This is a genomic window from Saccharothrix hoggarensis, from assembly GCF_052936025.1.
On sequence record NZ_CP193624.1, the window covers coordinates 4,676,406 to 4,700,978 of the forward strand.

Below are 24,573 nucleotides of genomic sequence, written 5' to 3' on the forward strand. Positions count from 1 at the left end.
GGCGCGGGAAAGGGCTACAGCGCCCTGAACGTCGACAACCCTACCTCCGGGGTCCGACAACGGGACGCGCATTTCCCCGCCGGCGAACCCGCGGGGGCTGCGGGTGAGGGAGATCGCCGAGGCCGCGTCGGGCGTGGGTGCCGGGGCGATCACCGCGCGGGGCGGCGGGTGGAGAGCGGCGGCCCGGCGGTGTGGGGTGCGGCCCGGCGGTCAGACTCGGGGCATGTCCTCTACCGGGATCCAGGTCGGGTGCTTGCCGGCGAGGTCGTCGCCCGACGAGCGGCCGCGCAGGCGGCGGTTGATCCAGGGCAGGACGTGCTCCCGGTAGTAGCGGGCCTCGGCGCGCAGGGTGCGGCGGGCCACCGGGCCCGGTTCGACGGCTTGCGCGGCCGTGGTGTGGCCCAGCGCGGTCAGGACCAGGGACGCGACGCGGTGGTGGCCGGCGGCGTTGAGGTGGAGGCGGTCGGGTGACCAGTACTCGGGCCGGCGGACCTCGGCGTCGTTGAACGCGTCCACGAACAGGACGTCGTGGCGGGCGGTCAGCTCGGCGATCGCCTCGGTCAGCACCTTGCCGCGGCGGTGGATGGTGCGGCCGAACGGCAGCCCGTCCGACGGGTCCGCGCCGCTGAGCACCACCAACCGCACCCCGGCGTCCACGCAGCGCCGCATCGCGCGCTCGGTCAGCGCGACCAGCCGCGCCAGGTCGCAACCGGGGCGCATCATGTCGTTGCCGCCGCCGTTGAGGGTGAGGAGCGTCGGCGCGGGAGTCAGGGACAGCGCCGCGTCGAGCTGGGTCGTCGCGATCGGTTCGAGCAGCCGGCCGCGGACGGCGAGGTTCGCGTAGTGGACCGTGTCGTCCAGCGCGGCGGCCAGTCCCGCCGCGACCAGGTCCGCCCAACCGCGGGGCGTGCCGTCGGGCCGCTCGTCGCCGACACCCTCGGTGAAGCTGTCGCCGATGGCAACGTATCGCACTGCCGGTGCCCCTCCCGCCGATCCTCGGCTCCCAGCATATGCGGCGTCGATCAGGTGACGGCCGACACGCCTCAGCAGACCTGCTTGGCCGCGAGCACCCGGCGCAGCGCCTCGTCGACGCGGGCCGGGGTGAGCGTGCCGGCGGCCACCGCGCGTTCCAGGTGGTCCAGCACCTCGGGCAGGCGCCCGCCGGACGACCACAGGGCGATGTCCGCGCCGGCGACGAGAGCCTGGGTCACCGCGTCGGGCAGGCCCATCAGGTCCGTCACGGCACGCATCGCGCCGAGGTCGTCGGTCATCGCCGGTCCGGTGAAGCCGAACTCCCCGCGCAGCAGGGTGTAGGCCTCCGGGCTGAGGGTCGCGGGCCTGCCGCCGGTGAGGCCGGGCACGTCGACGTGACCGAGCATCACCACGACCTCGCCGAACCGGGTGATGTGCCGGTAGGGCACGAGGTCGGCCCCGCGCAGCGCGTCGAGCGGCGGCGACCGCACCGCGCCGAGGTGGGAGTCCCCGGTGGTGTTGCCGTGGCCGGGGAAGTGCTTGAGCACCGGCGTCACGCCCGCGTCGTGCAGCCCTTCGGCGAAGGCCAGGGCGTAGCCGAGGGCGGTGTCCGGGTCGGGGCTGAACGACCGGTCGCCGATGACCGTGCGGTCGGGTTGGGCGCTGGTGTCGACCACAGGCGCGAGGTCGGTGGTCACGCCGCGCTCGCGCATCGCCTGCCCCCGCTGCCGCGCGACGGCACGCACCTCGGCCGGGGACAGGTCGGCGGCCATGCTCCGCGCACTGGGCATCGGGCCGGCGATCGCGTCGAGCCGCTGGACCCGGCCGCCCTCGTCGTCCACGGCGACGGTCAGCGGCAACGCGGCCGCGGCGTGCACGGGGGCCAGGGCGCCGGCGCTGAGCAGACCGGTGTGGTCGCCGCCGATGAAGATGCCGCCCACCTGCTCGCCCTGGACCGCGGCGAGGGCGTCGGCGGGCCCGCTGGGGTCGACGCCGACGACGAGCAGCTGCGCGAGCCTGGCCCGCAGCGGCAGGGAGGCGATCTTCGCGGTGCACGGGTCCACGGAGGGCGTGGTGGTCACGGCGGACGTGCTCGCCGCCGGACCTTCGGCCTCGGCCGGCGCGGGCTGTGACGGCGCGGACGTCGTGGAGAGGGCCGCGGGCGACGACGTCCGGTCGCCGAACGTCGTGGTGGTCGCGACGGTCGTGCCGGCGAGCAGCGCCCCCACCGCCACGAACAGCAGCAACGTCGAGGTGCCGGCACCCCGGCGACCGGAACGCCTCACGGTCCGGTCACCCGCCGGCTCATCGTCCCGGTCTCCTCGTCGCACCTCGCGCGTCCACGGCATCACGGCCACGGTACGTGCGGGCTCCCGAGATCGCAGCCGCGGGACCGCCGGGACGGCGTTCCGAGTTCGTGGGACGGGACACGCCGGGAGGCGCTACTGAAGCGGTAAAGGTGATCGTCCGGGTGGTCGGGGGCGAGGCGGCGGGCACGGCGTGGCCGGACACTACTGTTTGGACCATGGCGAGAGGACGGGTCACCCGCGAGGACTGGACGATGGAGGCGCTGCGCGCCCTGGCCCGCGGCGGGGTGGCGGCCGTGGCGGTCGACGTGCTCGCCGGCGAGCTGGGCATCACGCGCGGCAGCTTCTACTGGCACTTCAAGGACCGCGAGGCGTTGCTCGTGGCCGCCGTGGAGTTCTGGGAGCAGCGGGCCACCGCCGACCTCATCACCCGGCTCGCGTCCCTCGACGACCCGGAGGACAAGCTCCGCGAGGGGTTCCGGGTGGCGCTCGGCGCGGAGGTCGTGCCGGGCCTGGAGCCCGCGCTCGTCGCGCACGCCGACCACCCCGTCGTCGGGCCGGTGCTGACCCGCGTGATCGAGCGGCGGATCGCGTTCCTCGCCGACCTGTACGCCGAACTCGGCCTCACCCCCGCCGTGGCACGGCGGCAGGCCGTCTTCGCCTACGCCGCGTACCTGGGCTGGGCGGACCTGCGGCGCGCCGCGGCGTCCGTGGTGCCCGAGGTCGCCGCGGAAGGCCCTCGCGGTCGCGCGGCGCTCAAGCACCTCATCGACCAGTTGAGCGCCGTCCGGTGAGGGGTGCGCCCGGTCACCTCGCTTGACATGCACTCCTGCACGGATCAACCATACAGCGGTGTATGGTCAACTGTGCGGGAGGTGGGTGCCATGTCGCGGCGAGCACTGACGTCGTTCCGGATCGGCGCGTGGGCGTGGGTGATCACCGGCGCCGGGCACCTGGCGGCCGAGGGGGCCTTGGCGCTGCGCCCCGCGGACCCCGAGGCCGCCCACGTCCTGACGGCGATGAGCGAGTACCGCATCGAGGTCGTCGGCATCGCGCGCAGCCTCCGCGACCTCGACCGCGGCATGTCGTTCGTGATGGCCGCGGCGCTCATCTTCGGCGGGGTCGTGTGCCTGCTCGTGGCGCGGTCCGCCCCCGACCTGGTCACGCGGTCGCGGTCGTTGAGCGGACTCGCGCTCGGCGCGTCCCTGGTCGTGCTCGCCCTGTCGGTGGGGCTGCTGCCGGCCCCGCCGATCGTCCTGTTCACGGTGGCGTGCGCCGCGTTCGGCTGGGCGCTCGCCGCCCACCCCGCGCCGGCCGACCGGCCGACGCCGGTCCCCGCCGGCGTCGGGGGCTGACCCGGCGGCTCAGTCGGACCAGGGCGGACGGCGGGTTTCCGGTCGCCGGGCGGCCCAGCCGAGCACCCGGCCGCGGGCCCCGGGGGTCCGGGGCGCCGGCGCTTCCACCACGGCGCGGGCGCCCGGGTCGGTCGACGCGCACAGGGCGTGCGCGGCCGACGCCAGGGTCACGTGGCGGTGCCAGCCCGCGAACGACCGGCCGCTGAAGTCGCGCAGGCCGACCCGCTCGCCGATGTCCACGGCGTCCCGGTCCACCCGGTCGACCAGCTTGCCTAGGCGCAGCAGCTCCGCCGGGGCCGCCGAGTCGCCCAGGTCGGTCAGCCACAGCTGCGCGGGCCACGGGTGGCCCACCAGGCCCGTCCCGATCAGGTGCAGGTCGGTGACCTCGTCCACGCCCCTCTCGGTGGGCAGGCCGACCCGCACGGCGGCCACGAGGTCGGTGCGGGTCGTCGGGATCGGCTCGTGGTCGGTCCAGTTGAGCAGCCGCCGGGCCGACCGCAGCGCGCCGATGAGCTGGTACGCGGGCACCGCGCCGGACGTCAGGCCGGGCAGCCGCACGTCGTCCGTGGTGAGCCGGTGGTTGGTGCCGATGCGGACCAGCCACGGCGTGCCGGCGGCGCGCAGGCGGCGGGCCAGGCGCTCGATGTCCAGGCACCGGGCGTCGAGGACGACCGGACGTGACGGGACACCGGGCCGCGACGCCACCTCCAGGTAGGCCTCCAGCACGCAATCGGTGATGCTCTCCTCCCCCACGCCGTCGGGGATCGACGCGCGGCTGCGCTTGCGCTCGTCCCGCAGCCAGGCGTGCGGCAGGTGCAGCCGCCAGTTCACCGGGCTGCTGACCTCGTCCGACGCGGCCCACACGCCGAGCGCGTGCTGCGCGTTGAGGGCCTGGCCGAGGGTGGGGCAGAACCGCCTGCCGACGCCCACGGAGTCGTTGCCCGCCTTGGGTATCACCATCGGGCGCACCACCCACGCCTGCGGTGGCATCGCCCTGACGGTGTAGTCGGTGAGCGCCTCGCGGACCGGGGCCCAGTCCCAGGTCGAGTCGCTGATGAAGTGGTGCAGGCTCTGCTCGGTGGCGTGACCGCCGACCGCCGCGGCGATGTTGCGCATGGATTTGCGCCCCGGTGCGGTGAGCAGGCCGTAGAGGTACGACATTCCCTTCCGGCGTTGATCGCTGCGGAACATGGATGTGAACAGCCCGCTGCACAGCTCGTCCAGCACATCGCGGTGCAGGTCGAGGCGCGGCGACAAGGCTACGCTCACGTACCTTCCCCCAAACCATCGCATTCGATGGAGACACTCGTCGAGTGGTCCCACCGAGTGTTGCCCGACAGGGGCCGCCGTGGAAGGTGGTCGGCACACCACCCCTCACGTCGAAACTGTTGGTGACCGCACCTCAACCGCCCTCACCTGCGGCGACACCGCCAGGACCGACATTGTGGACGTTGCCGGATTCCGGTCGGGTTGGAAAGTCCCGCCGGTGTCCCGCCAAAGCCCCGTCGAAGTCCCGCCAAAGGCCGGCGCGTCACCTCGTGTTGCCGCCGAATTCAACCGAATGCCCCGCGACCTGACACCTGACGGCTGATCTGACGTATTCGGGCGGACCCGATGGACTCGGGCGGCTTTCCTTTGCCGGGCCGCGCTCCGGCCGGCCACGATCGCGGTAGCCATCGCATTCGTGCGCGGTGGACGGCGAACGGGAGAAGCCCAGTGGAGCAGGAGCTGCGGGACATCATCCCGCACCAGGCGCCGCAACAGCCGCAGTGGCCCGACTCGACGCGGATCGCGCGGGTCCGCCGGGACCTGGCGACCCGTCCCGCGCTGGTCGGCGTCGACGACGTGCGGACGCTGAGGACGTTGCTGGCGCGGGTCGCGGCCGGTGAGGCGCACGTGATCCAGGCAGGCGACTGCGCGGAGGACCCGGCCGAGTGCACGGTCGGGTACGTGGCGCGCAAGGCCGCGCTGCTCGACGTGCTGGCCGGGACGATGAAGCTGAACACGCACAAGCCCGTGCTGCGGGCGGGACGGCTCGCCGGGCAGTTCGCGAAGCCCCGGTCGGAGCCGACCGAGGTCGTCGGCGGCGTCGAGCTGCCGGTCTACCGGGGGCACATGGTGAACAGCCCCGAACCCGACCCGGAGCGCCGCAGGCCCGACCCGCGACGGCTGCTGTCGGGTTACCTCGCGGCCCGCGAGGTCATGGTCAACCTCGGGTGGCCGAGCGGTGGCGCGACGGCCATCGACGCGCCCGTGTGGACGAGCCACGAGGCGCTGCTGCTGGACTACGAGCTGCCGATGGTGCGGCGCACGCCGTCCGGCGACCTGGTGCTCACCTCGACGCACTGGCCGTGGATCGGCGAGCGGACCCGGCAGCCGGACGGCGGGCACGTCGCCCTGCTGGCCCGCGTGGTGAACCCGGTGGCGTGCAAGGTCGGGCCGAAGACCACCGTCGAGGACCTGCTGGCGCTGTGCCGGAAGCTCGACCCGAACCGGGAGCCGGGCAGGCTGACCCTGATCTCCCGCATGGGCGCGGAGGCCGTGGAGGAACGGCTGCCGGTGCTCGTCGCGGCCGTGCGGGCGGCCGGGCACCCGGTCATCTGGCTGTGCGACCCCATGCACGGCAACACGGTGCGGTCGCCGTCCGGGCTGAAGACCAGGGTGGTGGAGACCGTCCTGCACGAGATCCGCGCCGCGCAGCGGGCGATCACCGAGGGCGGTGGCGTGGCGGGCGGCCTGCACCTGGAGACCGCGACCGACGACGTGACGGAGTGCGCGACGCACCCGGGCGACCTCGGCCACGTCGGCGACAAGTACACGACGTTCTGCGACCCGCGCCTCAACCCCGCCCAGGCGGTGTCGGTGGTCGCGGCGTGGACCGGATGAGCGCGGAGGACGTGATGCGAGACCGGATAGCCCTGGTCACGGGCGCCGCCGGCGGGATCGGCGCGGCGGTGGCCCGCACCCTCGCCGCACGCGGCGCCACCGTGGCCGCCGTGGACCGCGACCCCGCGCGGTTGGCCGAGGCGGTCGACAAGCTCGTCGCCGAAGGGCTGGCCGTCACCGGCTACACCGCCGACGTCACCGACCACGCCGAGGTCGACGCGCTGGTGGACCGGGTCGAGCGCGAGACCGGCCCGGTGGACTCCCTGGTCAACGTGGCGGGCGTGCTGCGGCTCGGCGGCGCCCTCGAACTGTCCCAGGAGGACTGGGCGGGCACGTTCGCGGTCAACGCCACCGGCGTGTTCAACGTGTCCCGCGCGGTGGTGGGCCGGATGGTGCCGCGCCGCCGCGGCGCGGTGGTCACGGTCGCCTCCAACGCGGCGAGCACGGCCCGGGTGGCGATGGCGGCGTACGCGGCGTCCAAGGCGGCGGCCACGATGTTCACCAAGGTCCTCGGGCTGGAGGTCGCGCGGCACGGCATCCGCTGCAACGTCGTGGCGCCCGGCTCGACCGACACCCCGATGCTCACCTCGATGTGGCACGACGAGGCCGACCGGACCGCGACCCTCGCGGGCAACCCCGGCGCGTTCCGGGTCGGCATCCCCCTGGGTCGGGTCGCGAGCCCCGAGGACGTCGCCGAGGCGGTCGCGTTCCTGCTCTCCGACCAGGCCCGGCACATCACCATGCACGACCTGACCGTCGACGGCGGCGCCACCCTCGGCGTCTAGGCGACACCTCTGGAGGAGCTCCATGCCAGGCATCCCGCCCATCGAACCGTACTCGATGCCGACACCGGAATCGTTGCCGCGCAACGAGGTCCAGTGGACGGTGACACCCGAGCGCGCGGTCCTGCTCGTGCACGACATGCAGTCCTTCTTCCTGCGCCCCTTCGACGTGGTGCCGGAGTTCCGCGACGAACTGGTGGACAACATCGCCGCGCTGCTGCGGTGGAGCCGGTCGCACGGCGTGCAGGTCGCCTACACGGCCCAGCCGGGCGACATGACGCCCGAGCAGCGCGGTCTGCTGCGCGACTTCTGGGGGCCCGGCATGCGGGTCGACCCGGCGGACCGCGCGATCGTGCCCCGGCTCGCCCCCGAGCCGCGGGACTGGCAGTTCACGAAGTGGCGCTACAGCGCGTTCTTCCGCTCGGACCTGGCGCGGCGGATGGCCGACGCCGGTCGTGACCAGCTGATCCTGTGCGGTGTCTACGCGCACGTCGGCGTGCAGGCCACCGCGGTCGACGCGTTCAGCAACGACATCGCGCCGTTCGTGGTGTCGGACGCGCTCGGCGACTTCGACGAGCGCCACCACCGCAACGCGCTGGAGTACGTGGCGCAGCGGTGCGCGGCCGTCGTGCGGACGGACGCGGTGCTGGCCTGCGTGCCCGCCGAAGCCCGGCTGGGCGTCCGATGAGCGCTCTCGACGCCGTGCTCGGCACGTCGCCGCCGCCGTTCGCCCTGCTGCACCGGCCGCACGTCGCCGGTGACGCCCTGGAAGTGCTGCTGGGCACGGTGTCCGAACCCGCGCTGCTCGCCGACGTCGAGCTTCCCGAGGACGGCCGGTCGCCGGCGGAGACGCTGGTGCTGGTGCCGTTCCGGCAGATCGCGGAACGCGGGTTCGCGGCGGTGGACGACGGCGAGCCGCTGCTCGCGCTGTCCGTGACGGCACGGGAGGTGCTGCCCTTGGAGGACACCCTCGACCGCATCCCCGACGTGCCGATCCGGTTGTCGGACGGGCACTTCGACATCGCCGACGACCGGTACGCCGACCTGGTGCGCCGGGTGGTCGCGGACGAGATCGGCACCGGCGAGGGCGCGAACTTCGTCATCCAGCGCTCGTTCGTCGCGGACGTCCGGGACTACTCCCCCGCCGCCGCGCTGGCGTTCTTCCGCCGGCTGGTGCGCCGGGAGACCGGCACGTACTGGACGTTCATCGTGCACACCGGCGAGCGGACGTTCGTCGGCGCGAGCCCCGAGCGGCACATCAGCCTGGCCGGCGGCGAGGCCGTGATGAACCCCATCAGCGGCACCTACCGCTACCCGGCGTCCGGGCCGTCGCTGCCCGACGTGATGCGGTTCCTGGCCGACCGCAAGGAGTCCGACGAGCTGTACATGGTCGTGGACGAGGAGCTGAAGATGATGAGCCGGGTGTGCGACGGGGGCGCCCGCGTCACCGGGCCGCGGCTGAAGGAGATGGCCCGCCTCGCGCACACCGAGTACTTCATCGAGGGCCGCAGCTCGCTCGACCCCCGCGACATCCTGCGCGAGACGCTGCTCGCGCCGACCGTCACCGGCAGCCCGCTGGAGAGCGCGTGCCGCGTGATCCGCCGGCACGAGCCCGTCGGCCGCGGCTACTACAGCGGGGTGATCGCGCTGCTCGGCCACGACGAGCACGGCGGTCACGCGCTCGACTCGGCGATCCTCATCCGGACCGCCGACATCTCCCGCGGCGGGCGACTGCGGATCGGCGTGGGCGCCACCCTCGTCCGCCACTCCGACCCGGACAGCGAGGTCGCGGAGACCAGGGCGAAGGCCGCCGGACTGCTGGCCGCGCTGGAGTCGTCGGACACGACGCGGTTCGGCGACCACCCGAGCGTGCGCGAGGCGTTGCGCGACCGGAACACCCCCATCGCCGGCTTCTGGCTGGCCGAACCCGGCGCGCGGGAGCGGCCGGTGCCCGCGCTGGCGGGGTTGCGGGCGCTGGTGGTGGACGCGGAGGACACGTTCACGTCGATGCTGGCCCACATCCTGCGCTCGCTGGGGCTGGTGGTGACCGTGGCGCGGTACGACGAGGAGTACGCGTTCGACGGGCACGACGTCGTGGTGCTCGGCCCCGGTCCGGGCGACCCGCGCGACGACGCGCACCCGAAGATCGCGCACCTCGGCGCGGCGGTGGACGCGTTGCTGGAGGAGCGGCGGCCGTTCCTCGCGGTGTGCCTGAGCCACCAGGTGCTCAGCCGCAGGCTCGGGTTCGGGATCGCGCGGCGGGACGTGCCGAACCAGGGCGTGCAGAAGGAGATCTCCCTGTTCGGCGTCCCGGAGCACGTCGGCTTCTACAACACGTTCTCGGCCCGGAGCACCCATGACAAGGTCGACTGCGCCGGTGTCGGGGTGGTCGAGGTGAGCAAGGAGGGCGTGGACGGCGCGCCGGGCGAGGTGCACGCGCTGCGGGGACCGCACTTCGCGTCGGTGCAGTTCCACGCCGAGTCGGTGCTCACGAGGGACGGCGAACGGATCATCGGCGCCCTGCTGGTCGAGGCGCTGAACCTGTGAGGGGTGTGGCATGACGAGGGTTCTCATCGCCGGCGGCGGCATCGGCGGCCTGGCGACGGCGCTGGCCGTCGCGACGCGCGGGCACCGGGTGACGGTGCTGGAACGGCGCGGCGAGTTCACCGAGCTGGGCGCGGGCATCCAGCTCGCGCCCAACGCGTTCCACGCGCTGGACGTGCTGGGCGTGGGCCAGGCCGTGCGGGACCGGGCGGTGTTCGTGGACGAGCTGAGGTTCATGGACGGCACCACGGACCGGACGGTGGCCGCGATGGCGCTCACCGACGACTACCGGGCCCGGTTCGGCAACCCGTACGCGGTCGTGCACCGCACCGACCTGTACCAGCCGTTGCTGGAGGAGTGCCGGCGGACGCCCGGCGTCGAGCTGCGGGTCGACAGCCCGGTGGCGCGGTACGAGCAGGACGGCGACGAGGTCGTCGCCGTGCTCGACTCCGGCGCGCGGGTGACCGGGCACGTGCTGGTCGGCGCGGACGGCATCCGGTCCACCGTGCGCGGCCAGCTGGTGGGCGACGGCGAGCCGAAGGTCTCCGGGCACACCATCTACCGCTCGGTGATCCCGATGGAACGGGTGCCGGAGGACCTGCGCTGGAACGTGGTGACGTTGTGGGCGGGGCCGAAGTGGCACTTCGTGCACTACCCCATCGGCGGCGGGAAGTACCTGAACCTGGCGGCGACCCGCGACGACGGCGCCACCGAGGTCGTCGTGGGCCGCCCCGCCGCGACCGAGCACGTCCGCGGGCAGTTCGCGCGCATGGGCGCCCGCGCGCGGCGGCTGCTGGAGCTGGGCGAGGACTGGCGGACGTGGGTGCTGTGCGACCGCGACCCGGTCGACGAGTGGGTCGACGGGCGGGTCGTGCTGCTCGGCGACGCCGCGCACCCGATGCTCCAGTACGCGGCGCAGGGCGCGTGCATGGCGTTGGAGGACGCCGTGCTGCTGGGCGACCTGCTCGACTGCGGGCCGTCCGACGTGCCCGAGCGGTTGGCCCGGTTCCGCGACGAGCGCCGTGACCGGACCGCCCGCGCCCAGCTGGTGGCGAGGTTCATGGGCGAGCGGCTCTACCACCCGGCCGGCGAGGACGCCGAGGCGCGCAACGCCCTGCTGTCCGGCATGTCGCAGGAAGAGCTGCAGGACGCCGTCGCCTGGCTGCACGGCGCCCGCCGCTTCGACGCCCTGGCGTCACCGGGCGCCTGACCGCGGGCACGACGACGAACGCCCGGCCGGGACGATCCGGCCGGGCGTTGTCGCGCGTGCTCGATCAGCCGCGGATGACGGTCTTGCTGCGCATCAGGAACTCGCCGAGGAACCCGTCGTGCGGCACGCCCGGCTCCAACCAGTACGTCGGGTGGTCGCCGAGGTAGACGTTGCTGATGGTCGGCTCGTCCAGCAGCCGGTCCACCAGGGCGTGGTCGTTCGTCATCGCCGTCAGCACCAGGGTTCCGCGCAGCGGCGCGGTGCCGTCCTCGGGTGACCAGGGCGCGACCCAGACGCACGGGAACGGCAGCTCCACGCCCAGGCGGCGGTCGTCCGCCGAGTCGAGCTGGTGCACGGCGGGCCGCAGCACGGTGCTGCCGTCGCCCAGCTCGTCGAGGATGCCGTCACCGCCCAGCCACGCCTTCGACTCCCGCGCCTGCGCCCGCAGGTACCGCTCCACCGCGCGGGCCGACTCGGCGTTCTGCACGGGCAACACCGCGCGGTCGTCCTCCGGCGGCAGGCTCGGCAGCCCCGCCAGCCGCTCGGCGATCGCCGCCGCCAAGGGCGCCGGGTCGCCCTCCACCAGCACCCCGGTGGTGTTCAGGCACGCCACCCCGCCGTGGAAGCTGATCGAGTCGACGATCGTGTCGAGGTGCTCGCGCCAGTCCGTGTCCGCGGTGATCAGGATCTTCGACCGGCCCGGCCCCTGCGGCAGCACCGTGGCGTCGCCGGAGTACTTGCGGACCACGTCGTCACCGCCGTAGACCAGCCCGAGGTCCGCGCCGGCGAGGATCGCGTCCGCGCCCGCGTGGTCGGTCGGCAGCAGGACCACCCGGTCGGGCCCGAACCCGGCCGCCCGCAACGCGCTGACCAGCCGGTGCGGCGTGAACGGCTCGCGCCGGGACGGCCGCACGGCCACGTGGTAGCCCAGCGCCAACGCCTCCAGCCACAACGCGTGCGGCGCGGGGTGGTTGCCCGCCGCGTGCACCGCGAACACGTCGCCGCGCCGAGTCCACACGCCGTGCCCCTCGCGGGTGACCGGGTCCAGCCAGTCGCTGACCGCGCCGCTGGGACGTGCGCCGTACGCGCTGGGGCGGGCCTGCTCGGCCGCGTCGGCGATCTCGCTCGCCGCCCGCCGCACGATGGAGATCGGCACGCCCGACACCCGGCTGACCGCCCGTTCGTAGTCCTCGAACGACAGGCCCTCCACGACGTCGCCGAGGAAGATCCGCGCCGCCTCGGCGAGCGCGGTGGTCCGGTCCTCCACCGAGAGCTTCGGCGCCTTGCGCAGCGCGGCCAGCGCGCGGTCGACGTAGAGCCGGGGCACCATGCTCAGCTCGGCGAACGGCTCGCCGCGCACGTCCGGCACGACCACCCGGTTGCGGGCCCGGTAAGGACCGGACGGCCCGAGGGCGTCCAGTGCGACCGGCGCCATCAGTACACCCCCTCGATGACCACTTCGTCGTCGAACACCTTGACCGGCGCGATGTCGGCCACCGAGTCGCCGACCTGGCCGTCGACGCCCGCGATGCGGGTGCCGTAGTCGCGTTCGAGGTTGTTCGGCAGGAACAGGCTCTTGCTGACGTGGTGCATGACGAGCCGGCCGCGTTCGCCGATGCCGACCGGTTCCCCGGTGTCCTCGTCCACCACCTCCAGCGACATGTACGGCGAGAACGGGTCGTAGACGCACGGGTCGTCGTCGGTCAGCCCGGGCCGCTCGCACGTGTGGCCCAGCAGCATGGTGTTGCCGAAACCGCTGACCAGCACGGTGTCCGGGAAGACCTCGGTCCGGTAGAGGTGGCGGGTGTCGGCGTCCATCTGGGTGCCGACCCACATGATCGCCTTGACCTTCTTGCGCACCAGGGCGACCAGGTCGTCCCGCCGGGCCAGGCGTTCCAGCACCGGCGGCGTCAGCAGCAGCACGCCGATGTCCTGCGACTCCAACGGGTGCGCGAGCTGGTCGACCAGGTGCTCGGTGTACGCGCCCGCCTCGGCGGACCGCCCGTCGGCGAGGAGCTTCTTGACCCACCGCGGGTCGATGTCGATGGTGAACGGCCACCCGCCGCGCGCCACCGTCTGCCGCGCGAACGTCTCGCCGACCATGTGCGGGCCGGTCGGCACGACCTGCAGCCAGTCCACGCCGCGCGGCACGCCGTGCCGGTCCAGCTGCGCGCTGCTCCACGCGAGCATCCGGTCGGTCCACTCGCGCAGCAGCACCACCCGCTTGGGCGCGCCGGTCGTGCCGCCGCTGTCGTAGACGCCGACGATGTCGGGGTCCGGCCCGTAGCCGCGCGGCACCAGGTCCCGCGCCGGCACGTCGCGCAGCGCGTTCGCCAGGTTGGGGAACCGGCGGAGGTCCGCGTAGCCGCGGATGTCCTCGACCGGGTCGAAGTCGAACGAGCGGGCCCGCTCCACCCAGAACGGCGCGCCGGTCTCCGGGGAGAAGTGCCAGCGCAGCGCGGCCCGCAGGAACTCCTCGGGGTCGGGCCGGGTGTCGAAGGGCAGGTCCAGGACGGGGTCGGCGACGGTCGCCATCAGCTCACTTCCTGTCGGGATCGGCCGGAGTCGCGGTGGATGTCGAGGTCGCGGAGGTCGTCGTCGGTGAGCCGGATGGTCGCCGCGAGCGTGTTCTCCTCGAGGTGCCGGCGCGACGACGTGCCGGGGATGCACGCGATCGCGGGCGAGCGGGCCAGCAGCCACGCCAGCGACACCTGGTGCACGGTGGCGTCGTGGCGGCGGGCCACGGTCGCCAGCGCGTCGTCGCGGACCGGGGTGGCCAGCGGCACCTTCGCGTCCGCGCCGGGGTCGCGGTCGTGCTGGAGGGTGAACGTCGCCAGCGGGAAGAACGGCATGTAGGCGATGCCGTTCGCGGCGCACGTGTCCACCAGGTCGTCGTCGCGGCGACGCAGCACGTTGTACTCGTTCTGCACGCACGCGATCGGCACGATCGAGCGCGCCTCCTCGAACTGCGCGGCGCTGACGTTGCTGACGCCGATGTGCCGGACCAGGCCCTGCTCGCGCAGCTCGGCCAGCGTCTCCACCTGCGGCGCGATCGAGTCGGACGGCGTCAGGCCGCCCGCCTCCTCGACGATCCGCAGGTTCACCACGTCGAGCCGGTCGCGCTTGAGCCGGCTCAGGTTGTCGTGCACGGCCTGGCGCAGCTCGGCCGGCGACAGCGCCGACGGCCACGCCCGGTCGGGCGTGCGGCGGGCGCCGACCTTGGTGACGAGCACCAGGTCGTCCGGGTACGGGTGCAGCGCCTCGACGATCAGCTCGTTCACCACGTGGGGGCCGTAGTAGTCGCTGGTGTCGATGTGGTTCACGCCCAGCTCGACGGCGCGGCGCAGCACCGAGACCGCCTCCGCCCGGTCCGCGGGCGGGCCCCAGACGCCGGGCCCGGCGAGTTGCATGGCGCCGTACCCCATCCGCCGGATGCGCAGGTCGCCGCCGAGGGTCAGCTCGCCGGCCGCGGCGGCGGGCAGTGCGGTGTCCGCGTTATTCATGAGGCACCTTTCCTGCGGTCGCGGGTCAGTTCATCTCGGGTTCGAGCCAATCCTGTCCCGCATCCACGCGCAATGCACCGGGCACGAATGTGTCACCTGCTTCGGAAACCCGCACCGGACCAGCGGAAACCGCGTCGTGGGCGACCTGACATATTCACCGGCCGACTCCTTGGCCGCCTTCCCGCGGTCAGGTACGAACGGACCTACCGGAAACATCTTCGATCCGGAGGGGGCGCATGAGTTTTCTCGGCCAGAACGACGACCGGGTGGTCTACGTGGGGCCGGGCGAGGGCCCGAGCAGGTGGGCGTTCGGCGACCGCTACACGATCAAGGCCGGCGAGCACAACACCGGCAAGATGCTGTACCTCATGGAGGCCGTGGTGCCGCCCGGAGGTGGTCCTCCGCCGCACGTGCACCACTGGGAGGAAGAGTCGTTCTACGTCCTGGAAGGCGTCGTGGAGATCCGCGACAAGGGCGGTGAGCGCGAAGTGCCGGCCGGCGGTTTCATCTACGTCCCGCGCGGCACGCTGCACAGTTTCACGAATGTCGGCGACACCCCGGCGAAAATGCTCATCCTGCTCACGCCGGGCGGCAAGGACAGGTTCTTCAACCAGGCCGGCGTGCCCGCCGTGGAAGGCGACGAGCCGCCACCGGAGAGCCAACGGCTGGCCGATGTCGAACTCGGTCTGCGGATCGGTCCGCAGTTCGGCGACGAATACATCATCCCGTGAAGTCGATCAGCGATTCCGGCGACCAGAGAGGCGCACAGCGCGAGATGAACCACGAAAGCGGACGGATCAGCAGGCGGCGCTTGCTGGCGGGCACGGGCGCGATCGGCGTGGCCGCGGCCGCGGCGTCGCCCGGACTGGCCGGCGCCGCGCCCAGCGCCGAGGCGACCGACGTGGCGGCGCGGACCTTCGCGCCCGTGACGATCGGCCCGGCCGACCCCCGCTACGCCGACCTCGTCGTCGGCCTCGAACGGCGCTGGGTGGCCGCACCGGACTCGGTCCGCGTCGTGTCGACGCCCCAGCAGTCGCTGCTGGTCGTGCAGGAGGCGGTGACCGCGCGCAAGCGGCTGACCGTGCGCGGCGGCGGCCACTGCTACGAGGACTTCGTGTTCAACCCCGAGGTCGACATCGTGCTCGACCAGTCGGAGATGACGTCGGTCTACTACGACGCGCGGTACAACGCGTTCGCCGTCGAGGCGGGCGCGACGCTGCTGGACGTGTACGAGCTGCTGTTCAAGACCTGGGGCGTGACCATCCCGGCGGGCCAGTGCTACTCGGTCGGCGTCGGCGGCCACGTGGCGGGCGGCGGCTGGGGCTTGTTGTGCCGCAAGGAAGGGCTCGTGGTCGACCACCTGTACGCGGTGGAGGTCGTGGTCGTCGACGCGACCGGCCGGGCCCGGCTGGTGGTGGCGACGCGCGAGGCGGACGACCCCAACCGCGACCTGTGGTGGGCGCACACCGGCGGTGGCGGCGGCACGTTCGGCGTGGTGACCCGCTACCTGTTCCGCTCGCCGTCGGCCCGGTCCACGAACCCGGCCGAGATCCTGCCCAAGCCGCCGAAGGAGGTCCTGCTCAGCGCCATCGCGTGGTCGTGGGACGGGCTGACCGAGGCCACGTTCGCCACGCTGGTGCGCAACTTCGCCGACTGGCACGTGGCCAACGCCGCGCCCGGCGGGCCGTACGCGGGGCTGTGCAGCTTCCTCAACCTCAACCACCGGGCCACCGGCGAGATCAGCCTGTTCACCTCGATGAACGTCGACCGGGCGGACAGCGAGGACCTGCTGGCCCGGTTCATCGCCGACGTGACGCGCGGCGTCGACCTGCCGCACGGCGCCGTCACCCGGCCGTCGGGCGAGCACGGCCCGCTGCCCCAGTTCGTCGAGCCGAAGCGGTGGAGCTGGCTCACCGCCACGCGGTACCTGGGCACCATCCACCCGCGCCTGGTCGACCCGACGCTGCGCGGCGACCACAAGTCGGCGTACCACCGCAAGGGGTTCACCGACTCGCAGATCGCCCTGCTGTACCGGCACCTGTCCGGCGGCGACGGGTTCTCGAACCCCTTCGCCCAGGCGGTGCTCAGCTCGTACGGCGGCCAGGTCAACGCGGTCGGCCGCACCGACACCGCGCTGGTGCACCGCGACAGCGCGTTCAAGGTGCTCTACCAGTCGGGCTGGACGGAGGTTGCCGACGACGACGCCAACGTGGCGTGGCTGCGCCGCTTCTACGAGGAGGTGTACGGCGGGACCGGCAAGGTGCCCGTGTCGAACGCGCAGACGTCCGGCTGCTTCGTGAACTACTGCGACGCCGACATCAGCGAGGCGGCGCACAACACCTCGGGCGTCCCGTGGCACACGCTGTACTGGGGCGAGAACTACCCGAGGCTCCAGCGGGTGAAGGCGAAGTACGACCCGACGGACTTCTTCCGGCACCGCCAGTCCGTCCGCCTTCCCTGAGCCCGACGCACCGAGCACCACGGCCAGAGCTTCACGGCCTGAGCTTCAAGTCTGGGCTTCACGGCCAGAGCTTCACGGCGTGGTCTTCACGGCCTGAACAGAACGACGACGGGCGCCCGCGGCGGCGCGGGCGCCCGTCGTCGCTCAGGAGGGTTCGCCGAACCACCGCCGCAGTGCCGCGGCCAGCCGGTGGTGGTCGGAGTCCATCCCCGTGCCGCTCCACGCGATGTAGCCGTCCGGGCGGACCAGCAACGTCGGCGCGGCCAGCGTGTCGTCACAGCTCGCGGTGACCACGTCGACGCGGTCGGACCAGCGGGACGCGACCTCGCGCAGCCGCTCCCGGTCGGCCAGGTCGATCAGCACCGGCCGCCCGGCGCGCAGCAGCTCGGCGAGGCTGTTGACCTCGGTGCCGACCTTGAGCCTCAGGTCCGGCGCGAACAGGCCGCCCAGCGGGTCGTCCGGGTGGGCGGTGTCGTACCGCACGTCCACGCCGGTGATCATGCCCGCGAGGAAGTCGTTGACCTGCGGCAGGTCCATCAGCTCCACGAAGAGCTCGCGCAGCGAGTCGATCCGCGGGTCGGGCAGCATCAGGCCGACCTGCGCGCGCACGTTGTAGAGCACCCGTGCGGCCACCGGACGCCGTTCCGCGTCGTAGGTGTCCAGCAGGCCGGGCGGCGCCCAGCCGCCGACCTGCGCGGCGAGCTTCCAGCCGAGGTTCACCGCGTCCTGGAGGCCCAGGTTGACGCCCTGGCCGCCGGCCGGGAAGTGCACGTGCGCCGCGTCGCCCGCGACGAACACCCGGCCACGCCGGTAGGTCTCGGCCTGCAGCGCCGCGTCGGTGAACCGGGTGAGCCAGCGCGGCTGGTCCATCGGCACCCGGAACCCCGCGATGCGCTCGACCTCCGCGCTCAGCTCGTCCAGCGTCACCGGCGCGGACCGGTCGGGGTGCGGCGCCCGGAAGTCGTACGTGCACACCCGGCTGTGGCCGAACGGGTTGGTCCAGAACAGCGTCCAGCCGCGGTGGTTGCGCTGCCAGCCGACCGGCGCGCCCATCGGGTCCAGCAGCCGGACGTCGCCCATCAGCGCGGACACCGTGCCCGGCGTGCCGACGAACGCGATGTCGGCGAGCCTGCGGACGGCGCTGCGGGCGCCGTCGCAGCCGACCACCCAGTCCGCCGTGACGGTGCGGGTGGCGCCGCTCTCGGAGCGGACCTCCAGCACGACGTGGTCGCCGCGGTCGTCCAGCCCGACGACCTCGCTGTCGCGCTCGATCCGGGCGCCCAGCGCGGTGGCGCGGTCGGCGAACACCTGCTCGGCGTAGGCCTGCGGGCTGCCGACGATCGCCGGGCCCTCGTCCACGACCCGCGAGATGTCGAGGTTGAACAGGCCGGCGAAGTGGAAGGTCACCGGGCCGGCGCGGCGGGCCGACGCCCGCGGTCCGGGCTGCACGGCGTCGAGCAGGCCGCGCCGGTGCAGGGTCTCGGCCGTGCGGGCGTGCAGGGTGCCCGCCTTGGACTCTCCGGTGGGCCGCGGCAGCTTCTCCAGCACGACGGTCCGCACGCCGTGCATCGCGAGCTCCACCGCGAGCAGCATCCCGACCGGGCCGCCGCCCGAGATGGCGACGTCGTAGTCGGTCATGGCCGGCCGCCCGCGGGTCGGGGCGGACGTGCGGCGCGGCGCACGTGGTCCGGGGTCATCGTGGTCCTCCAGGGTCGTTCGTCGCGACCGCCGGGGTCGGGCGCGACCACCGCCGCGCCCGACACCGGCACGTCACCGGTTCCGCTCACTGCTGCCGCGACGGCACGGCGTCCGGCTCGGCCTGCGCGACACCGGCCCGCGCGACCTGCTTCGGCAGCGTCAGCGCGATGACCGCGCCCGCCAGCGCGGCGATCCCGGTGATGTAGAAGGCGAGCTGGATGCCGTCGGACACGGCCACCCGCAGCGCGTCGCCGGACAGGCCGCGGGTGCCCGCGTTGGCGATCGCCACGAAGATGGCGAGGCCGACCGCGTAGCCGGTCTGCTGGGTCGTCGACGCCATGCCGGAGGCGATGCCCTGCTCGTCCTGCGCGACACCGGCCGCCGCCGCGATCCACATGGCGGTCCACGCGATGCCCTGGCCGACGCCCATCACGACGAGTCCCGGCACGACGCCCCAGTACGAGCCGTCGGCGACGATCCCGAACCCGAGGACGACGGTGCCGACGCCGCCCACCACGAAACCGGTGAGCAGGCTGGGCCGGGTGCCGCTGCGGCTGGTCATCCGCTCGCCGACCTGGGTGCCGACGGCGATCGCCACCGCCTGGGTGAGGAACGCGGCGCCGGTGACGAGCGCCGTGTAGCCGAACACGTCCTGGAAGAACACCGTGAGGAAGTACGGCAGGGTGCCGAAGGTGCCCATGAACGTGAAGGTGATCGCCATGGCGGTCACCAGGCTGCGGTTGCCGAACAGCCGCAGCGGCATCAGCGGGTCGGCGGTCTTCGACTCGATCACCGTGAACGCCACCAGCAGCAGCACGCCGAGCACGGCGCAGATGACGATCGGCGCGGCGAACCACCCCGACTCGGGGCCCTGCACGAGGACGAACACGATCAGCGTGACACCGGCCGTCACGGTCAGGGCGCCCGGCAGGTCGAACGTCCGCTTGCCCGCGGGCCGCGCCTTGTCGGCCGGGATGAGGAAGAGGGCGCTCAGCGCGATCGCCGCGGCCAGCGGCACGTTGACGAAGAACACCGAGGCCCAGCCGAACGCGCCGGTCAGCACGCCGCCGAGCAGCGAGCCCAGGGTGAGGCCGCTGGCGCCCGCGCCGCCCCAGATGGCCAGCGCCCGGTTGCGCGAGCGGCCTTCCTCGAACAGCGTGTTGACCAACGACAGCGTGGTCGGGAAGAGCAGCGCGCCGCCGAGGCCCTGCACCGCGCGCACGATGATGATCGTCAGCGGGTCACCGGCGAAGCCGCCGAGCAGCGACGAGAACCCGTAGAGGGCCAGCGCCACCATGAACATGCGGCGCTTGCCGAAGAGGTCCGCCGCCCGGCCGCCGAGGAGCAGGAAGCCACCGAAGGCGACCGCGTAGGCGCTGACGACCCACTGCAGGTTCTGCGCGGAGAACCCCAGCTCGGTGCCCATCTCCGGCATCGCGACGAACACGATGTAGATGTCCAGCGACACGATGAGCTGGGCGAACGCCAGGGGCGCGATGGCCCAGCCGAGGCGGCCCGCCGTTCCGGGCGGTGCCGATGGGGTGGAGGACATGAGGGTCGCGGCCTTTCGTCGTCGGGATTGTTCGACTGTACGACTATCCTTGTACAATCGTATGGTCAGCACAACCCGGTCGGTCACCACCCCCCGATCGGCCCATCCCGCCCCGCGCCGAGACCGGCCGGGCACACCGACAGCTGGGTTAATGTGAGGACATGGATGCGCGACACCCATCGCGGGACGAGATCCGGCTGCAGGACGTCTTCGCCGCACTGGGCAACCCGGTGCGGCTCGAGATGGTGCGCATCCTCGCGGCGGGCGGTGAGCAGCGGTGCGGCGGCGTGCTGAGCGACATGTCCAAGTCCACGCTCACCCACCACTGGCGGGTGCTGCGGGAGGGCGGGATCATCCGCCAGCGGCCGGTCGGCCGCGAGCTGCTGGTGTCGCTGAGGCGCGAGGACCTGGACGCCCGATTCCCCGGCCTGCTCGACGTCGTGCTGAACTCGGTGATGAACGGCGCGCCGGTGCACGCCGCCGCCTTTGGTCCGATCGACTGAACGCCATTCCGAAATCCGCGCGAACCGCGCTGAACCCCCAGCACCCCGCCGAAAGCGCTAGCAAAATCAAGGGTGACGCGCCACTCACCCGACCAGGCGTCCACATGTCGGTACCGCGGCCTCCCCGAACCACTACGGAACGCCATCTGCGCTGGTCAGGGCGATGTACCGCCACCGACCGGTCCTTGATCGAACTTCGTTGACGATTCCCATTCAACTGCCCTATGTTGGCATGTATTGTCGGGTCGACAGTCGTTCCTCGACTCGTCCCCGACCCTGCGGACAATGTCCGATGATGAGATCCGGTTGGGGGACTGGTCTGATGGTGTCGCGATTAACCGGCCGCAGCACGGGCGCATTGGACGTGCTCGAACTGCTGGCGAACGAAGCGCCGATGAGCCAAGTGGACGACCTCGTCCGGCGCGCCCGCGACGGCGGGGCGCCCCCGGAAGCGGTGGACGAGCTGCTGGCCGCCCGCGCCCTGGCCCAGGAGGTGCGGGAGCTGTTCGGGCGGCGCCGGCGCCGTGAGGCCGGGCTGTCGTCGCTGCTCGACATCGCCCGCGAGCTGATCCTGTCCGACGACCTCAACGCGCTGCTGTCGATCATCCCGCGCCGGGCGCGGCTGCTCGTCGGCGCCGACGCGGCGTACCTCACGCACTACGACCGGGCGCTCGGCCACGGCCGGCTGCACACCGCGGACGGCCTGGTGGTGCGGCTCGCCGACCCGCCGGACGACCGCCCGTCCGGTCCACTGTGGACGGGTCCGGTGTGGACGCCCGACATCGACGCCGGCGACGCGCCCCGGCTACCGCCGGAGCTGGCCCGGATGATGGCCGCGGACGGCGTCCACGCCCTGGTCGCCGCGTCGATGCACGGCTGGGATCACCCGTTCGGCACCTTGTACGTGGCCGACCGCGGCGTTCGCCACTTCTCCCCCGACGAGGTCTCCCTGCTCACCTCGCTGGCCGCCCTGGTGGCCGTGGCCGTCGAGCAGGCGCAGCGCGTCGACCGCGCCACCGCCGCCGCGACGCACCTCCAGCAGCGGCTGGACCAGGCCACCGACGAGGCCGCCGCGCTGGACGACGTGCAGCGCGTCCAGAGCACGTTGACCGCCCTGGTGCTGCGCGGGGCGGACCTGGCCACGCTCACCGGCGCGGCGGCCGAGGCGCTGCAGGGAGCGCTGCTCGTCCTCGACCCGGCCGAACGGGTGATCGCGGCCACCTGCCCCACCCAGCTGCCGGCGGGCCTCGACGTGCGGACCGGCCTGCTCGACGCCCACACCGACGGCGTGCCGCGCCGGCTGGCCGAGGACACGTGGATCGCGCCGATCACCGTCGACGACAGGGCGCACGGCGGGCTGGTCCTGCGCCGCCGCGCGCCGCTCGACGACGCCGGCGTCCGACTGCTGCGCGCGGTGGCGCAGAACGTCGCGCTCGTCCGGATGCTGGAGTCCAGCGCCGTCACGGCCGAGGGCCACGTCCGCGAGGAACTGCTCGACGACCTGCTCATCCCCACCCAGCGCTCACCGCGCCGGCTCACCGAACGCGCCCGCAGGCTCTCCCTCGACCTGTCCCAGCCGCACGTCGTGGTGGTCGCGCGCCCCGAGGGCGGCTCACCCGGGCGCGCGCTGGTGTGGGCGTCGTCGTACGCCTACCGGGCCGGCGGCCTGGCCAAGTCCCAGGAGGGCTGCGTCGTGCTGCTGCTGCCCGGCGAGGACGCGGGCGCCGTCGGCACGGCCGTGTCGGCGGAGCTGTCACCGCTGATCGGGCAACCGGTGTCGGTGGGCGCGGCCGGGCCGACCACGGACCTGGCCGACATCCCGCGCGTGCACCGGGAGGCCGTGCGGTGCCTCGACGTGCTGACGCTGCTCGACACGCCGGGCCGCGTCGCGTCGCCGCGCGAGCTGGGCTTCCTCGGCGTGCTGCTGTCCGACGACCACGACGTGGACGGGTTCGTGGACTCCACGCTCGGGCCGGTCGTCAACTACGACCGCGAGCACTACACCGAGCTGACCCGGACGCTGGAGGCCTACGTCGAGTCCGGCGGAAGTCCCACGTACGCGGCGGAAACCCTGTACGTGCACCCGAACACGGTCTCGCGGCGGCTGACCCGGATCGCCGCGCTGCTCGGCGCGGACTGGCAGACGCCGTCCCGGTCGATGGAGATCCAGTTGGCGCTGAAGCTGCGCCGGACCCGCAAGACCCTCCTCGGAGGCGATTAGCGGCCGCACCTTGGTCCATTGTGGACGGTAAGCGCGGCGGTGGGCCGAACACGACTCGGCGCACCGGAGCCAGGCCTGTGTCGCCTGTGCTCCGGTGCGCCGACCGATTCCCCTCCCCCGTCCCCCGACGCGGGGAATCGTTCCCTCCCCAGGGCCTTCGTCAGACGCGGACCGGGGTGGGGGTGGACACCTCCACCACTCCCGGCAACAACGTCGGTGGCAGCCAGACCGAAGACCCGACCACCACACACCCCCACGTTGCCCCGTACCACCCTCGGCCTCACGTCCTGGCCTGCGCCAATGCTCCCCTGGGCGATCACCGGGCACAACGTGGCCACCCGGCCGGCGCGGCGCTCGCTTCCTTGCCGGAACCCGGCAAGGAAGCACGTCACCGAGCCTGATCACGCAGGTCCCGGCCAGCCCAGCAGCCGCGCGCCGAGGACCGCGACCTGGAGGGACAACGCCTGCGCCGGGTCGTCCACGGAGTAGCCGGTCAGCTCCTTGACCCGCTGGAGGCGGTAGGTGACCGTGCGGACGCCGAGGTGCAGGCCGCGTGCGCACGCGGTCGCGTTCTGCCCGCTGGTGAAGAAGGCGGACAACGTGTCGAGCAGCGGCTCCGCCCCGCCCCGCGCGCCGCGCAGGGGCTCCAGCACGACGGACACCAGGTCGGCCAGCGCCGCGCTGTCGCGCAGGAGCACCTGGTAGACGAGCAGGTCCGCGGCCCGGTGCAGGCGGCCCGGCAGGCGCAGGCGTTCGGCGATGTCCAACGCGTACCGGGCCTGCTCGAACGACCGCACGACGCCACCGGGGCCGGACTGGGCGCGGCCGAGCCCCACCAGCCACGGGTCGTCGGCGCCCAGGACCGCGGCGACCTGCCGCGTGAACTCGTCCGGCACGGTCGCCATCGCCTCGGGCGCGACGCACACCAGCAGCCCGTCCTTGGTCGTGACGAGCACGTCCCGCGAGCCGAGCCGCAGGTCCAGCGACGTCTCCACGGCGCGGGCCACCTCGCCGCCGTCGACCACCGGCGACGCGGTGCGGACGGCGGCCACGACGTTGCTGCCCGCGAGCCGCAGCCCGAACCGCTCGGCCCGTTCCGCGAGCTGCCCCAGGTTGCGGCCGTCGAGCAGGTCGTCGACGAACTCCCGGCGGAACGACTCCTCCTGGCGCACCGACCAGCGCTGCGCGCTCTCGTAGCCTTCCGCGACCGCCATCACGGCCGCGTCGGCGGCCTTGAAGACCGCCTCACCGGCCGTGCGGACACCGTCCGCGCCGGAAGCCCGCCGCACGCCCGACAACGACGACCAGGCCAGCCACGTGGCGCTCAGGTGGAGGTCCACCACGCCACGCAGGGACACGCCCTGCACCGCCGCGCGGGCGCCCGCCTCGCGCCGGACCCGCAACCGGTCCGGCCCCGGCTGCCGCCCCGTCACGCTGACCTCGTCGAGGTCGTCGAGGTAGCCCTCCAGCAGGTCCGCGGGCACGCCCTGCGCGTCACGGCTCGCCCGGACGGCGACGTCGGCCAACAGGTCCACCTCGGGCGCGGACGCCGCCCGCTTCTTCCGTGCCATGCGCGAAG

Annotated in this window: 20 protein-coding genes; 11 read left to right on the forward strand and 9 right to left on the reverse strand. The window is 73.3% G+C overall.

Annotated elements, in window-relative coordinates:
• Positions 1-210: 210 nt before the first annotated feature.
• Both ACRAKH_RS21065 and ACRAKH_RS21070 read right to left on the reverse strand, forming a co-directional pair.
• Positions 211-972, reverse strand: a complete 762-nt coding sequence (locus ACRAKH_RS21065; protein WP_380727817.1) for an SGNH/GDSL hydrolase family protein — start codon at positions 970-972, stop codon at positions 211-213.
• Positions 973-1,043: 71 nt separating this feature from the next.
• A complete protein-coding gene (locus tag ACRAKH_RS21070; RefSeq protein WP_380727815.1) occupies positions 1,044-2,258 on the reverse strand; it encodes a glycoside hydrolase family 3 N-terminal domain-containing protein in 1,215 nt (404 codons plus the stop codon).
• A gap of 239 nt (positions 2,259-2,497) precedes the next feature.
• Between ACRAKH_RS21070 and ACRAKH_RS21075 the strand changes: the two genes are divergently transcribed.
• Both ACRAKH_RS21075 and ACRAKH_RS21080 read left to right on the forward strand, forming a co-directional pair.
• A complete protein-coding gene (locus ACRAKH_RS21075) occupies positions 2,498-3,073 on the forward strand; it encodes a TetR/AcrR family transcriptional regulator (protein WP_380727813.1) in 576 nt (191 codons plus the stop codon).
• A 90-nt stretch (positions 3,074-3,163) separates the two neighbouring features.
• Positions 3,164-3,634 (forward strand): LIC_13387 family protein, encoded by a 471-nt coding sequence (locus ACRAKH_RS21080; protein ID WP_447009206.1) that lies wholly within the window; start codon positions 3,164-3,166, stop codon positions 3,632-3,634.
• Between the two features lie 9 nt (positions 3,635-3,643).
• On the opposite strand, the gene ACRAKH_RS21085 is transcribed toward ACRAKH_RS21080, so the two are convergent.
• Positions 3,644-4,903 carry an IS701 family transposase gene (locus tag ACRAKH_RS21085; RefSeq protein ID WP_447009207.1) on the reverse strand — a complete coding sequence of 420 codons (1,260 nt, stop codon included), beginning with the start codon at positions 4,901-4,903 and terminating at the stop codon, positions 3,644-3,646.
• 447 nt (positions 4,904-5,350) lie between these two features.
• On the opposite strand from ACRAKH_RS21085, the gene ACRAKH_RS21090 reads away from it, so the two are divergent.
• From ACRAKH_RS21090 to ACRAKH_RS21110, 5 genes are read left to right on the forward strand one after another with little or no spacing between them, the layout of a single operon-like run.
• The gene (locus ACRAKH_RS21090) at positions 5,351-6,520 is read left to right on the forward strand and encodes a 3-deoxy-7-phosphoheptulonate synthase (protein WP_380723324.1); all 1,170 of its coding nucleotides are present in this window, start codon (positions 5,351-5,353) and stop codon (positions 6,518-6,520) included.
• A complete protein-coding gene (locus ACRAKH_RS21095) occupies positions 6,517-7,305 on the forward strand; it encodes a 2,3-dihydro-2,3-dihydroxybenzoate dehydrogenase (RefSeq protein WP_380723326.1) in 789 nt (262 codons plus the stop codon). The genes ACRAKH_RS21090 and ACRAKH_RS21095 overlap by 4 nt, the downstream gene beginning before the upstream one ends.
• Positions 7,306-7,327: 22 nt before the next feature.
• Positions 7,328-7,990: an isochorismatase family protein gene (locus tag ACRAKH_RS21100; RefSeq protein ID WP_380723323.1), complete on the forward strand. Its 663-nt coding sequence runs from the start codon at positions 7,328-7,330 to the stop codon at positions 7,988-7,990.
• Positions 7,987-9,849 (forward strand): anthranilate synthase family protein, encoded by a 1,863-nt coding sequence (locus ACRAKH_RS21105; protein ID WP_380723322.1) that lies wholly within the window; start codon positions 7,987-7,989, stop codon positions 9,847-9,849. Before ACRAKH_RS21100 ends, ACRAKH_RS21105 begins: the two co-directional genes overlap by 4 nt.
• A 10-nt stretch (positions 9,850-9,859) precedes the next feature.
• On the forward strand, positions 9,860-11,056 hold the full coding sequence (locus ACRAKH_RS21110; RefSeq protein ID WP_380723321.1) for a 3-hydroxybenzoate 6-monooxygenase: 1,197 nt from the start codon (positions 9,860-9,862) through the stop codon (positions 11,054-11,056).
• A 64-nt stretch (positions 11,057-11,120) separates the two neighbouring features.
• Here ACRAKH_RS21110 and ACRAKH_RS21115 read toward each other — a convergent pair whose 3' ends face one another.
• The 3 genes from ACRAKH_RS21115 to ACRAKH_RS21125 are packed head-to-tail and all read right to left on the reverse strand — an operon-like array spanning position 11,121 to position 14,559.
• Positions 11,121-12,491 (reverse strand): aldehyde dehydrogenase family protein, encoded by a 1,371-nt coding sequence (locus ACRAKH_RS21115; RefSeq protein ID WP_380723320.1) that lies wholly within the window; start codon positions 12,489-12,491, stop codon positions 11,121-11,123.
• Complete coding sequence (locus ACRAKH_RS21120; protein ID WP_380723319.1) at positions 12,491-13,591, reverse strand: phenazine antibiotic biosynthesis protein; 1,101 nt, start codon at positions 13,589-13,591, stop codon at positions 12,491-12,493. The genes ACRAKH_RS21115 and ACRAKH_RS21120 overlap by 1 nt, the downstream gene beginning before the upstream one ends.
• Positions 13,591-14,559 carry an oxidoreductase gene (locus ACRAKH_RS21125; protein ID WP_380723318.1) on the reverse strand — a complete coding sequence of 323 codons (969 nt, stop codon included), beginning with the start codon at positions 14,557-14,559 and terminating at the stop codon, positions 13,591-13,593. The genes ACRAKH_RS21120 and ACRAKH_RS21125 overlap by 1 nt, the downstream gene beginning before the upstream one ends.
• A gap of 236 nt (positions 14,560-14,795) precedes the next feature.
• On the opposite strand from ACRAKH_RS21125, the gene ACRAKH_RS21130 reads away from it, so the two are divergent.
• Together ACRAKH_RS21130 and ACRAKH_RS21135 are read left to right on the forward strand one after the other, a co-directional pair.
• Complete coding sequence (locus tag ACRAKH_RS21130) at positions 14,796-15,290, forward strand: cupin domain-containing protein (protein ID WP_380723317.1); 495 nt, start codon at positions 14,796-14,798, stop codon at positions 15,288-15,290.
• 44 nt (positions 15,291-15,334) lie between these two features.
• Entirely contained in the window at positions 15,335-17,020 is a 1,686-nt protein-coding gene (locus ACRAKH_RS21135) for a BBE domain-containing protein (protein WP_380723316.1), read from the forward strand.
• Between the two features lie 144 nt (positions 17,021-17,164).
• On the opposite strand, the gene ACRAKH_RS21140 is transcribed toward ACRAKH_RS21135, so the two are convergent.
• Positions 17,165-18,658, reverse strand: a complete 1,494-nt coding sequence (locus tag ACRAKH_RS21140; RefSeq protein ID WP_380723315.1) for an FAD-dependent monooxygenase — start codon at positions 18,656-18,658, stop codon at positions 17,165-17,167.
• A 145-nt stretch (positions 18,659-18,803) separates the two neighbouring features.
• Positions 18,804-20,270, reverse strand: coding sequence for an MFS transporter (locus ACRAKH_RS21145; RefSeq protein ID WP_380723314.1), 1,467 nt, complete (start codon positions 20,268-20,270; stop codon positions 18,804-18,806).
• 161 nt (positions 20,271-20,431) lie between these two features.
• Here ACRAKH_RS21145 and ACRAKH_RS21150 point away from each other — a divergent pair, with 161 nt between their 5' ends.
• Positions 20,432-20,773 carry an ArsR/SmtB family transcription factor gene (locus ACRAKH_RS21150; RefSeq protein WP_380723313.1) on the forward strand — a complete coding sequence of 114 codons (342 nt, stop codon included), beginning with the start codon at positions 20,432-20,434 and terminating at the stop codon, positions 20,771-20,773.
• A gap of 322 nt (positions 20,774-21,095) precedes the next feature.
• A complete protein-coding gene (locus tag ACRAKH_RS21155; RefSeq protein WP_380723312.1) occupies positions 21,096-22,994 on the forward strand; it encodes a helix-turn-helix domain-containing protein in 1,899 nt (632 codons plus the stop codon).
• A 401-nt stretch (positions 22,995-23,395) separates the two neighbouring features.
• On the opposite strand, the gene ACRAKH_RS21160 is transcribed toward ACRAKH_RS21155, so the two are convergent.
• Positions 23,396-24,565 (reverse strand): PucR family transcriptional regulator, encoded by a 1,170-nt coding sequence (locus ACRAKH_RS21160; RefSeq protein WP_380723311.1) that lies wholly within the window; start codon positions 24,563-24,565, stop codon positions 23,396-23,398.
• Positions 24,566-24,573 lie beyond the last annotated feature (8 nt).